11 protein-coding genes are annotated in these 12,691 nt (G+C 45.5%); 8 read left to right on the forward strand and 3 right to left on the reverse strand.

The annotated features are described in order from the left end of the window. Nucleotides 1-226: 226 nt before the first annotated feature. Entirely contained in the window at nt 227-1,123 is an 897-nt protein-coding gene (locus tag ABXR35_RS06960; RefSeq protein ID WP_367057354.1) for an alpha/beta hydrolase, read from the reverse strand. 175 nt (nt 1,124-1,298) lie between these two features. Here ABXR35_RS06960 and ABXR35_RS06965 point away from each other — a divergent pair, with 175 nt between their 5' ends. Beyond that, on the forward strand, nt 1,299-2,243 hold the full coding sequence (locus ABXR35_RS06965; protein ID WP_367061250.1) for a helix-turn-helix transcriptional regulator: 945 nt from the start codon (nt 1,299-1,301) through the stop codon (nt 2,241-2,243). A gap of 160 nt (nt 2,244-2,403) precedes the next feature. Here the strand turns inward: ABXR35_RS06965 and cls are convergent, their stop codons facing one another. Then, nucleotides 2,404-3,855, reverse strand: coding sequence for a cardiolipin synthase (gene cls / locus ABXR35_RS06970; RefSeq protein WP_367057357.1), 1,452 nt, complete (start codon nt 3,853-3,855; stop codon nt 2,404-2,406). A gap of 291 nt (nt 3,856-4,146) precedes the next feature. On the opposite strand from cls, the gene ABXR35_RS06975 reads away from it, so the two are divergent. From ABXR35_RS06975 to ABXR35_RS06995, 5 genes are all read left to right on the forward strand, one after another. Further along, complete coding sequence (locus ABXR35_RS06975; RefSeq protein ID WP_367057360.1) at nt 4,147-5,196, forward strand: NAD(P)/FAD-dependent oxidoreductase; 1,050 nt, start codon at nt 4,147-4,149, stop codon at nt 5,194-5,196. 549 nt (nt 5,197-5,745) lie between these two features. Further along, a complete protein-coding gene (locus ABXR35_RS06980; RefSeq protein WP_367061252.1) occupies nt 5,746-6,960 on the forward strand; it encodes a threonine synthase in 1,215 nt (404 codons plus the stop codon). 246 nt (nt 6,961-7,206) lie between these two features. Beyond that, nucleotides 7,207-7,776 carry an SF0329 family protein gene (locus tag ABXR35_RS06985; protein ID WP_367057363.1) on the forward strand — a complete coding sequence of 190 codons (570 nt, stop codon included), beginning with the start codon at nt 7,207-7,209 and terminating at the stop codon, nt 7,774-7,776. Nucleotides 7,777-7,982: 206 nt separating this feature from the next. Further along, nucleotides 7,983-9,296 carry an amidohydrolase gene (locus tag ABXR35_RS06990; protein ID WP_367057366.1) on the forward strand — a complete coding sequence of 438 codons (1,314 nt, stop codon included), beginning with the start codon at nt 7,983-7,985 and terminating at the stop codon, nt 9,294-9,296. Nucleotides 9,297-9,458: 162 nt separating this feature from the next. After that, a complete protein-coding gene (locus ABXR35_RS06995; protein ID WP_367057368.1) occupies nt 9,459-10,064 on the forward strand; it encodes an undecaprenyl-diphosphatase in 606 nt (201 codons plus the stop codon). 188 nt (nt 10,065-10,252) lie between these two features. Here the strand turns inward: ABXR35_RS06995 and ABXR35_RS07000 are convergent, their stop codons facing one another. Beyond that, the gene (locus ABXR35_RS07000; RefSeq protein ID WP_367057371.1) at nt 10,253-10,606 is read right to left on the reverse strand and encodes a DUF3243 domain-containing protein; all 354 of its coding nucleotides are present in this window, start codon (nt 10,604-10,606) and stop codon (nt 10,253-10,255) included. A gap of 649 nt (nt 10,607-11,255) precedes the next feature. Here ABXR35_RS07000 and ABXR35_RS07005 point away from each other — a divergent pair. Both ABXR35_RS07005 and ABXR35_RS07010 read left to right on the forward strand, forming a co-directional pair. After that, nucleotides 11,256-11,837, forward strand: a complete 582-nt coding sequence (locus ABXR35_RS07005) for a hypothetical protein (RefSeq protein ID WP_367057374.1) — start codon at nt 11,256-11,258, stop codon at nt 11,835-11,837. Nucleotides 11,838-12,104: 267 nt separating this feature from the next. Further along, complete coding sequence (locus ABXR35_RS07010; RefSeq protein WP_367057377.1) at nt 12,105-12,638, forward strand: LytA/YqiH family protein; 534 nt, start codon at nt 12,105-12,107, stop codon at nt 12,636-12,638. Nucleotides 12,639-12,691 lie beyond the last annotated feature (53 nt).

A 12,691-nucleotide genomic window follows, 5' to 3' on the forward strand; every position in this document is an offset into this window, starting at 1 on the left:
CATAAAGCTCGGTTTAAAAACACTAGTTTCAAAGTATAAAAAAACGAGTTCTAATGTAAAACTACTACTCGATAAGGAAAACTATCATTTCATTAGTAAAAATCAAATTTCGGCACCACAAAAAGGAGCAGCTTTGTATCTAATTCAGATACAAAGCTGCTTTTTTACGGCTTGTTTTGTTGTACGAACGACTACGCGTTCAGTATAAGCACTGTCTTTCTATATATTAACTCTTCGCAATACGCTGCTTGATAAACAATGCTGCCCGATCAAGCGCCTCATCTGCTTCATCCAGTTTACCTGTAAATGCCTGAAATACATGCGGCACATCCGCCGTTATATCCAACATAACATCTACATCTGCTTCCTGCGCACGCTCAGCAAGCATAATGGAATCATCCAGCAGTAATTCATTGGTGCCGACCTGAAGCAGCAATGGCGGGAAGCCTTGCAGATTGCCGTACGTGGCAGGGCTTATCCACTCGTGACGTGGGTCCTGCCCAGCAAGGAACATGACATCAGTATGATCAAAGTTTTCTTGTGCAAAAATGGGATCGACGTCTGCCTTGCTAACCCTACTTTTGCCAGCATGAGTTTTATCTAGCCCTGCCGAAAAGGTCACAACTGCCGCTGGAACTGGCAATCCAGCATCTCGTGCCATCATACATACCGCTACTGCAAGACCACCGCCAGTAGAGTCGCCAACCAGCACGATGCTGGATGCCGATGTGCCATTGTCGAGTAATTCCCGATATGCTGCCAGCCCGTCCTCCATCGCTGCCGGAAAAGGATGCTCCGGTGCTAGTCGATAATCTAGCGATAGCGCGCGAATACCAGTGCGGCTTACTAGGCTTGCGGTTATTGACATGGCAGTGGCAGGTGAGCCAACGACATAAGAACCGCCGTGAAAATACAACATACTGCCGGGAGCATTAGCTTGCTCATGCTCCACCTGTACAGCAGGACGATTCCCCAATGTAATCGGAGTTTGTATGACATTGGTCGGAACGTGCATCGTACCCATAAATGCAGCAAAGCCTTTTCGCAGCTGCTCTGGCGTATGCGGGGTAAAAGCGGGGCGTTGCAATTTTTGACGTAAAGCTATGCGTTGTTGTCGGGACATGAATGATACCTCCATAATATGGTTTGATGAATAGATGGTTTTTCACAACACGGTATTGCTTGTGTTCTGTATTGATTGTAGATCATAATAGTGACAATAATTGTCGTAGATTATGTATTAAGAAACGTAAATGCTAGTATAAAGAAATGAGATGAGTATTATGGCAAAATCCGATATGCCCAAAGCAAAAAGACTGATGGAACTTATGATGGCGGTCAATCGAAAGCGTCAATTCAAGGTAAGAGAGCTTGCCGATGAATTCGGCGTATCTACACGCACCATTTTGCGTGATTTGCAGGAGTTGAGCGAGCTGGGGGTGCCGCTGTATTCTGAAGTAGGTCCGCATGGAGGATATCGAATCCTGCGAGAGCGTGTATTGCCGCCTATCGCTTTTACAGAGGTAGAGGCAGTAGCGATGTTTTTTGCATCCCATGCACTGCGTCACTATTCATCATTGCCATTTGAAGTGGAGTCGGTCTCCGCGCTGCGCAAGTTTTATTTGCATTTACCGGGGGATGTTAGAGATAGCATTGACCGGATGAAGCATCGGCTCGATTTTACTGCGCCGACTCGGCGGCAACATGCTCCCTATTTGCCCATCTTGCTGGAAGCTGCCGTTTCACAGCAGATTCTGCATATTACGTATGAGCCAGAAGGCAAAAGCAGAAGCACTCGCCCGATCCAGCCCGTATTTATTTATACCAATCAAGGTTTCTGGTATTGTTCGGCATATTGCTTCTTACGAAACGAATACCGCTTGTTTCGCTGCGACCGCATCGTATTAGCCGATTATGATACGACTGGCTTGCAACCGTTGGAGCTAGAGCCTTATCAAAGTACGGGCTGGTATGAAGAGCATTTACCACAGCATCCATTACGAATTCGAGCACATCTTAGTCATCGGGCGGTACAGCGTTGTGAAGGGGAAATTTGGATTTCGCTGGATGTGCAGGATGATGGAAGTGGGTATTTGGAAAAAGTGATACCGGAAGAGGAATTGAGCTTTTACGCCGAGTTTTGTATTGGACTGGGCAAAGAGGTGGCAGTAGAAGGACCAGAGGAGCTAAAAGAAGAAATTCGCAAGCAGCTGGCACACTTGACTTCGCATTATGCAAAATAACAGAGAAATCAAAAATCCCCTCCTATTCGGTGTGGATCTCATTCTTATCATGAGTTCCTATCACTGCGAAGCGGAGGGGATATGATCGGTAGACCTCATTCCACGATGAGATCTTTTTTATAAGTTTCGATCGGTATAAATGCAGACTGTCTACGCGAACTTACAAAATCGGAGACAACAATCGGGCAAATGATTCGACCACTTTACGATACCATGGACGATTCTCGTACGCTTCCAATGTCAGCACATCGCTATCGCGAATATCTTGCAAGAACAAGGCTTCCAGCTGCTGCGCCGTTTCAGAGTCATACAGTACGGCATTGATCTCAAAGTTCAGCTTGTAGCTGCGAATATCCATATTAGCAGTACCGACCGAAGCGATTTTGCCGTCGATAACCATCGTTTTGGCATGTAAGAATCCTTTGTTGTACAAATAGCAGTGGGCATTTAGCTCCAGCAGCTCTTGCAAGTACGAGTAGGAAGCCCAGTAAACCATCAGATGATCGGGGCGCTTCGGAATCATGAGATACACTTCGACGCCAGATAGGATTGCCGATTTGATGGCGGTAATCATACTTTCATCTGGAATAAAATACGGCGTCTGAATCATAACGCTGCGCTTGGCTTCATAGATCATTTTGATGTAGGAGTATTTGATCGTTTCCAGACTGCTATCCGGTCCACTGGAAATGATCTGCATACCGATATTGCCGGAAAATGGCTTAGACACTGCAAATAGCGAGTAATCCTGAGTCATATGTGTATTGAGCGCCAGATGCCAGTCACGCAGGAAATGCGCCTGCATTTGCAAAATGGCGGAGCCTTCGACGCGCAAATGTGTATCACGCCAGTAGCCGAATTTTTTTACATGACCAAGATATTCGTCGCCTACATTGAAGCCGCCGATATACGCACATTCGCCATCAATAATAACGACCTTGCGGTGATTGCGGTAATTCATTTTGAAGTTAATCATAGGAATACTCGGCGGGAAAAAGGCAGCAGCATGACCGCCAGCATCTACAAACTCCTTGAGAAACTTTTTGTTCACCTTGGAGCTGCCCCAAGCATCATAGATCAGGCGAACGGTAACGCCCTGTTTGGCTTTCTCGGTTAATGCTGACAAGAGCTGGCGACCGAGATCATCGCGCTGGATGATGTAATACTGGATATGGATATATTCTTTGGCACGCGCAATATCGCGGAATAGCGCATCGAACTTTTTCAATCCATCTGAAAAAATCTGTACACTATTATCCTGTGTGTACAGTGAGTAATTGCTGATCAGGTGCATATGCACCAGCTCATGGTACTTATTAATTGACTTGTCATTGAAGCTGAATGTGTAACTATCAAATTCAGCCAGCTGATCATTGACTGCCGATTCAATAATCGAACGGAATTCCTTGCGCAGCCGGAAGCGCTTGACCCGGCTCAAATTCTGACCGAGGAACAGATACACGATAAAGCCGACGATCGGGATAAACAGCAGCACCATCAACCATGCCCATGTCGCTCCGATATTGCGGCGTTCCAAGAAGACGATAAATAGAGCCAGAAATAAGTTGATGACAAGTAATATCCACGAAAAATGCGAGTAAAAGGTCAACATTCCCAGCTTCCCACCTTAATTAAATTGTCCATGATAAAAATGCACTTTACCAACAGCATACCAAAAAATGCGGAACTACACACTATATGTTTCATCTTCACCTCTCAGAATCTGGAAATGTCTAAAAAGCAAACGTGACAAATCTCCTTTTTTCGTTGCATAAGCATCTTTCTTAAACTATAATGATAATCATTATCAATTATGATTGAAATTCACCCTTCATCCTTACACAGCAACACCAATTTCATAAACAAGCTGCTTAGGCAGTGATGTATACAGGGGGAGCTACATATGACACAGCAAGGACAGCTGGAGCTTTATGATGTAACGATTATCGGCGGTGGACCTGCAGGATTGTACAGCGCGTTTTATAGTGGCATGCGTGACATGAAAACAAAGATTATCGAATTTAACCCGACATTAGGCGGTAAAATACTGCTGTATCCTGAGAAAATGATCTGGGATGTAGGTGGTGTGCCACCGATCAGTGGAGCAGGTCTGATTCAGAATCTGACAGAGCAGGCGATGGTGTTTGATCCAACCGTTGTACTCAATCAGCAAATTACGGGTCTGGAACGGTTAGAGGACAATACGATCCTACTCACATCGAACACGGGTGAACAGCATCATACTCGTACCGTCATTCTGGCACTAGGACATGGCATTCCCAAAATGCGCAAGCTAGAGATTGAAGGCGCAGATCGTTATGAAGTGACCAATCTGCACTACACCGTACAGGAGCTAGCGATTTTCAAAGACAAGCATATTGTTATCTCTGGTGGCGGGGATTCAGCAGTAGATTGGGCGAATGCATTGCATCCACTAGCTGCCAGTGTAACCGTTGTACACCGCAGAGAGGAATTTGGCGGTCATGAGCGTAACGTGATTAGTATGAAGCAGAATTGCAAAGAAGTGATTACCTCTTACGAGCTGACTGGTTTGCAAGGTCAGGGTAGTCTGGTAGAGGAGATCACCATTTGCCATGTAGAATCCAAAGAAACGCGTACACTGAAAGTCGATGCGCTTATCGTCAATCACGGCATGACTAGCGACTTATCGCCGTTGCTGGATTGGGGCATGGAACTGGGCGAGTATAACAAGCCCATTATAGACGAACGCCGTCAAACGAGTATTTCGGGCGTATTCGCAGCAGGTGATCTGGTACAATACGACGGCAAGCTGTACCTGATCAGCGGCGCATTGGTAGACGGAGCAACCGCGGTCAACAGTGCCAAGCAATATCTGGAACCAGAAGCGTACTCCCAAGCCTACGTATCCTCGCACAACAAGAAATTTGAAGATAAAAACAAGCAGTTGGAACAGCAAACTGTACGTGTATAACGATATGGGTATCATAGATTCTTTGAAGTAAGCATATGGAAGTGGATACTTGTAAATGGATCATGGATCGTTTGCGAATGAATCGTAGTTACATGGATAGTGCTTCAACTGACCTTGCAGAAGCCCTGTAGTTAGTCATTGAACAGGTTCATGATGAGAAAAGTCCAACCAAAAGATGAGTGTAAAAGACTAATTATAAAAGATCAGTATGAAGGATCAGTACGAAAGACCAGTATGGTAAAGGATAAACCTTGCCGTACTGGTCTTTTTTATTTTTGTTTTTTTATTTTCAGCCTTTTATAGGTATCTTTTATATGTAAATCTACTCAACATACAGCATGAGATTTAGAACATACACTTCACATCCAAATACAATAACCAAGTGAATAGATATGAATAATTGGCAAAAGATAGCTACACTGGTATGATACATCATAGCGATCAAAACAACGATCAAAATGTTCTTCTTCATGCAAGTAATATATCCACACAAGCAAACACATGATTCATATGTACAACTATCATCCAAGTGAAGGCAGGGAATCCATGATGACCTATAGTTATGTATCTCATTTGCAATGCCCCGTTTGCAACACAACCTACGATACCGAGCATATTCATCAATTATGTGAATGCGGTTCGCCATTGCTCGTTGCATACGATTTAGAGCGGCTGAAAGGGGAAGTGCAGCGAGACGAGATTCAGGCACGCAATCCCGATCTGTGGCGTTACCATGAATTGCTACCCGTTAGCAGTCAGGAGCATGTCGTAACGCTGGGCGAAGGCATGACACCGCTGCTGCATTTGCCAACATTGGGTCAGCGCTATGGGATGAACCATCTATATATGAAGGATGAGAGCTTGGTTCCGAGTGGCAGCTTCAAAGCACGCGGAGCCGCTGTAGGTGTATCCAAGGCGCTGGAGCTGGGGGTAGAAGAGCTAGCGATGCCGACCAATGGCAATGCAGGTGCTGCTTGGGCGCTATATGCAGCGCGTGCTGGTATTCGTGCTACGATTGTTATGCCGCAAGATGCACCACAGATTACACGCAGCGAAGTAGCATTGGCAGGGGCATCCCTGTTTCTTGTAGATGGATTGATCAGCGATGCTGGGAAAATGGTTGCCGAAAAGGTTCAACAGGATGGTATATATGATGCGTCGACGTTGAAAGAGCCATACCGGATCGAGGGAAAGAAAACGATGGGATTGGAAATTGCTGAGCAATTGGGCTGGAAGATGCCGGATGTGATTCTGTATCCGACTGGCGGTGGTGTCGGTCTGATCGGTATTCATAAAGCATTGAAGGAGCTGCAACAGCTTGGCTGGATTGAAGGCAAATTGCCACGTCTCGTTGCTGTACAGGCAGAGGGCTGTGCACCAATCGTTAAGGCATGGGAGAATCGGCAGGAGCGTTCGGAGTTCTGGGAGCAGTCGACGACCATTGCATTTGGTATCAATGTACCAAAAGCATTGGGCGATTTTCTCGTGTTACGTGCATTGTACGAAACCGATGGCGTAGGCATATCTATATCGGATGCCGAGCTGCTGGAAGTCCAGCGTGAAGTGGCTTCATTGGAAGGTTCTTTTGTCTGCCCAGAAGGAGCGGCTACCTTTGCTGCTGCGCGTAGACTCGCTGCTGACGGCTGGATTCAGCCAGAGGAAACGGTTGTGGTGCTGAATACAGGCGCAGGCATCAAATACCCTGATGCTGTACAAACAGAAGCTCCATTGCTGCAAATTGGAGACTCTATCGTCGGTCGTTAATAGGTCGGATTGGGATTAGCAGCAACTGGACTAGCTGGATAAGATACGCTGCTTCTTTATAAACATTCTGTACACTCTGTTTTTCATTGCCTGCACATGGTACTCTAAAAGGACGAGAGCAGATACTGAATACGGTGTAGCCCTAACTTATAGTAGATTTCAAGTCACCAGTGTATTCAGATTTTCAAGCTGCAAGATCGGCTGTTGTAAAGAACCCCAGTCGGTTAGAAGAACATAGGAGGATTCATGTCCTGGAGCAAATTGAAGCAACAGCTGGAAGGCTTTTTAAGCCCAGCGCTGGTCGGTAAAGTCGAATATCGGGCGACCAGTTATCGGTACTCGCCAGACAAGGCGGGAAACTGTTACATTTCCGTTTATAAAAAGAATGTATTGCAGATGAATGACACGGCTGGTCCGATTCGTTGGTATCAATCGGAGCAAGAGATCAAAAGCGATTCCAGCATCGACCTTCCGGTTACTGCGGATGAGATTCAAGCTGTAAAAGCAAGCACTGGTGGTAGTGTGCCTGAGGATCGCTTGCAGGTGATCGCACGCAATCGCAAATTGACCGAATATGCGAAGGAAATGATACTGGTGCAAACGGCACTGAGTAAATCCAATTTTACCGTTGTCGCGACTCGCTTTTTAGCTACATCCATTGAGGATAGTCTGGAAAGCAATGATATTTTGCTGAATATATTGGCACTCATAGATCGCAGAGTAGGCAAAAAGCGGATTCAGAATATGAGCCAAAGTATCAAGCTGAAGCATCCGGCAGTCCAATATTTCTATGAATTGCGTCGCAACGAAGGATAGAATAAGAGATAAAGAATAGTATAAATAGCGATGGAGCAGAGCTTGCGGAGAATCCACAAGTTCTGCTCCATCGCTATTTTTTATGGTATCCACTCATCTCCATGCTTGACCTTCACGTTACGTCAATGTATATGCTTGCTTCCTATGCAGCGGATGTAGATATATTCCGGGCATCATCAACAGAAACATGAGGAGGCTTTTTTATTATGAAATTATGGATTCGAAATGCGATGATCGTAACGATGGAGGATGGAGATACGCCATTTACTGGGGATGTGACCGTTGCAGGCGATACCATTACAGGAATATATCCAAAGGAAGCAGTAGCTGAGCAGCAGCTATCTATACAGTCGTTTGATCGTATCATAGATGCCAAAGGCATGATCCTGATGCCAGGTTTTATTAATGCACATCAGCACAGCCCGATGAATCTGTTAAAAGGATTTTCCGATGATCTGAAGCTGATGGATTGGTTGGAGCAAAAGATATTTCCAGCAGAAGCCCGCATGACGGCGGAGGATATATACTGGGGCAGCAAGCTGTCGATGGCAGAAATGATTCGTAGTGGTACAACTACCTTTGCAGATATGTATATCCATATGAATGATATTGCGAATGCGGTACAGGAGACAGGAATGCGGGCATCATTGACACGCGGGTTGGTCTTTATCGATGATCAGGCACAGCAGCGTCTAACGGAAGCGGTAGATCTTGTGGAGACATGGCAAGGTGCAGCAGAGGGGCGCATTACGACGATGTTTGGTCCGCACTCGCCGTATCTGTGTGCACCAGAGCCATTGCGTCATGTGATGGAGCTGGCGAAACAATACAATCGACCGATTCACATTCACCTTGCGGAAACGAAGGAAGAAATGGCGATCATGAGTGAGCGCTACAATCAAACACCGACCCAATATCTATATGAGTTAGGTTTGTTTGACCATTCTCATGTGCTGCTGGCGCATGGTGTGCATGTGGATCGTGAAGACATTCATCTGCTTCATGGAATGCGCGGTGGCGTGTCGCATAATCCGATTAGCAATCTGAAGCTCGGCTGTGGTATCGCACCCGTGACGGAGCTGCAACAGCGTGATATTACGGTCGGTCTGGGTACCGACGGCGCAGGCAGTGCCACTACACTAGATATGTTCGCCAGCGTCCGAGCAGCAACATGGCTACAAAAGCTACATTATGGTGACCCAACGGCTTTGCCAGCTTACCAAGCGCTTCAAATGGCAACAATCAACAGTGCGAAGCTACTCCAGATTGATCATGAGACCGGATCACTACAAGTGGGCAAAAAGGCAGACATGATTCTGATTGATCTGGACAAGCCGCATTTACAGCCGGTTCATGAACCAATCTCTTTGCTGACGTATGCGGCGCAGGGCAGCGATGTGCATACAACGATTGTGAACGGACATATTCTGATGGATAACCGTGAGTTGGTCACAATAGATGAGCAACGGGTGCTGCAAGAGGGCAGAGAGCGAGCACATCGTATCGTTCAAGGTCTATGATCAAGGCATGTGTGATGATAAAACACGCATGACATTTTACATCAAATTTACACTGGTTTTACACAGAGTTGATATATGTCATGAACTGTTTTACAATTTTACAGGAAATCACACACGACAATACATAGGCTGGTTGCTTGATCAGCGGAGGGGAGTACATCATTGAATATTGAGCACTTGGACGAATGGTTGTTTTTGTGGATCAATGGCGGTGCAGAGAAGTTAGCATTTTTGAATCCATTCATGATTTTTTTATCCAAATACGCGGTTCTGTTCTTTATGATCGGAGCGCTAGTATACTGGTTTACAAGAGCACGGGATAATCGGCGCATGATTACGGAGGCGCTGCTGTCTGGATTGATAGGGGTAACTGTAAACTGGATTATTGGAGAGATCATTTATAGGGACAGGCCATTTGTGACGCTGCACGCCATTCAACTGGTTGGTCATGAAGCAAATGCTTCCTTTCCGAGTACCCATTCACTGGGCGCCTTCGTTATTGCGATGACCATCTGGCAGTTCCGCCGCCGCGCAGGCTGGGTATGGCTGATTCTTGCTGCGGGTATTGCACTTGGACGCGTTTGGACAGGGGTACACTATCCAGGAGACGTATTGGCAGGGGCATTGATCGGGATTCTGATCTCGGTGCTCGTGCATCGCTTGTTTACACGTATTTCACTGGCAAGCAGTCTTATGGAGCTAGGCATTTATTGGTATGAACGGATGGAAAACAAAGTGTGGCCGCGTGCCAGTTATCGTAATCGGTGAGCGAATAGCACACTAACAAGTGAAAAGCATACAAAAAAACGCGTATCCGTGTATTGACTCGGATGCGCGTTTTTTATGTTGTTGAACCGTATGCTGTTACAGCTGAATCACTCATTGCTTTGGGCATTAGAGTCATCCGGCAATTTAGGCGTTTGCGGAGCCTAGTGTAACAAGAGGGAAGATCGCAATTAGCGTGCTTCCTGTGTATTTTTGACCATTTTCACCAGCATATGTGCCAGCTTGTGACGTTGATCGTCATCGCCGACCTTCCACAGTTCATACAGCAATTTTTCTTCGCTGTTTTGTGGCTGTTCATGCTTGGCGAGATAATCGGCAATTTTTTGCGTAACTTTTGCCAGGCTTTCTTCGCTCAGTCCAATCGTTTCTGCCATTTGAATTCGCTTGCCCAGATACGAGCGGAACGATTCAAAATCATCCAAAATCTGTTTCTTTTGCTCATCACTGATGCGGTTCAATACCGATTCCACTTTATCTGTTTCGACCTGACCCGATTTGTTCACAATATGATCTTGCTCTGACATGATGTAATCCTCCTCGATGTCTGTTATTGGCGTTGCTTCTACGTATTTAACCGAAAAAAAATAAATCAATCCTCTATTCCTATTTTAAATGTATATAAAGTTGATACACGTTGTTATCTGAATTGTAAAAGGAATAAAAAGTGCTTTGTGTAGCTACTAGGGCTAGATTTTAGAACCAGGTATTAATTTTGTAAAGGAGTATTAACATTATTGCAACCAATTCAGTGAAAACAGGGTGTATAGTAAAGGAACAAAGCAAGCAAAACCACATCATATTCCGACTCCAAATCGCTGAAATGTATATCTAAATATACGGATTCAGCGTGTGTGATGAGAGAAGCGAAATCATACGCAGAAGACATACGTACATGCGAATTGGAAAAATTTTGAATGGTTCTTGTCTAATGCTTTTTGGTTAATAACTGCTATACAGCAATCGACAATTGTACGGCATATGCAGATGCACTTCTGTAGCCAACATCACAGAATATTGTCGGACTTTGCAACAATTTGAAGCGATGGGTCGTCATTAATATGAACGACAATCATCGGTACAGACAATGTCAACACAAGCACATTGCAAATGGTAAGCGAGTTTCCTGACGAATCGTCAGACCAACCGGCCATTTAGAGAAGGGGAGATGCAGCGATGATGAAAACAATGATGGGAATACTAGGGGCAGGTGCTGCTTCTTTAATCTTTTTGACTTCGGGAAGTCTGTCAACAGGAACAAGCATGAATGCCAATACCAATGTTGCTCAAGCGGCGACAGTAACTACAAGCGTTTATCAAGATACGTATAGCAGTACAACACCTACAGACGGTACGTACACTGTATTCATCAATGAGATCAAGCGTGATTCCAATGGACAATATAACCTGACGATTGATCCGATCAACTGGTACACTGGCGATGAAGCGAACAAGATTTTTGCTAAAGAAAATCCAGACAGTGGTCTGGAAGGTGCACCAGATGGATACTACATTACCAATACAGATACAACCACATATCAATATAAAGCTCCAATCAGTGCCAAAGTGTTGATGCAAATTTATGATCACACAGGAAACTGGGAAGATATCGATATTAACTGGAATGAATCGATCAGCATGTCGAAGCTGAATGCTATTTTCCAAAAACCGGACCTGCTGGACCCAACCGTTTTCCCTTACCACATCACAGTGAAAAACGGTGAAATCGTCAAAGTCGTACAGCAATACATTCCTTAATTTATACGCATGACTGTACCGGGCACTATGCTATATTCAATAAATATAAGTTGATCAAGGGATCGCTGTTCCGGTGCACATTGCAATACCGGTATAGCGGTCCCTTTTTTGTCTACTATAGGTCTGGGAGTAGGACAATAAGCGCGATATTTTATTCGTCGCTGATTATCTGGTATGATGCTAAGGGATGTTGTTTTGCCTGGTTGCTGAATTCAGAGCAACTTTTGGTGATGTGATGCGTTACACTATTGAGGAGGTGCATTTACGATGCAACGAAACAATCAATCATGGATGAAACGGAGTCCACTGGCGATTCTGCTGCTGCTCGGGCTGATTCTGCTGCTCGCGGCTTGTGGCAATAACCAATCCCAGCAACCTGCGGCGGCGCCTGCTGAGACGGGCAGTACGACGACAGACCCGGAAGCGACTCAGCCACAGGATAACACGGAAACGACTCCTGCTGACAACAGTTCGACTGGAGAAGACAATATGGCATCTCCTGAAACGGATGACGGCACAACGAGTGAAGGCACAACCGAAGGTACAACAGATACCGCAACTGGAGATGATCAAATGGCAACTGAAGTTGCAACTGGTACGTTCTCCGGTCTGGCTGACGAGCATTCCGCCGAAGTTATGGTAGATGGTACACCGGTCGTTTACCAGCTCGATGACAGCGTACGCGATGCTGCCAGCAAGCTGAAAGAAGGCTCTGAGATTACGTTCAAGTATACCGAAAAAGCGATCCCTGGCGATGCAACAACCAAGCTGAGAACGATCGTTGAACTGGAAAGTAAATAATCAAAGCACAACAAAAGCCCGACTACGGATCTTGATGATTCGCAGTCGGGCTT

Origin of the sequence: Paenibacillus sp. JQZ6Y-1, from assembly GCF_040719145.1 — a bacterium.
GTDB classification, from domain to species: domain Bacteria; phylum Bacillota; class Bacilli; order Paenibacillales; family Paenibacillaceae; genus Saccharibacillus; species Saccharibacillus kandeliae.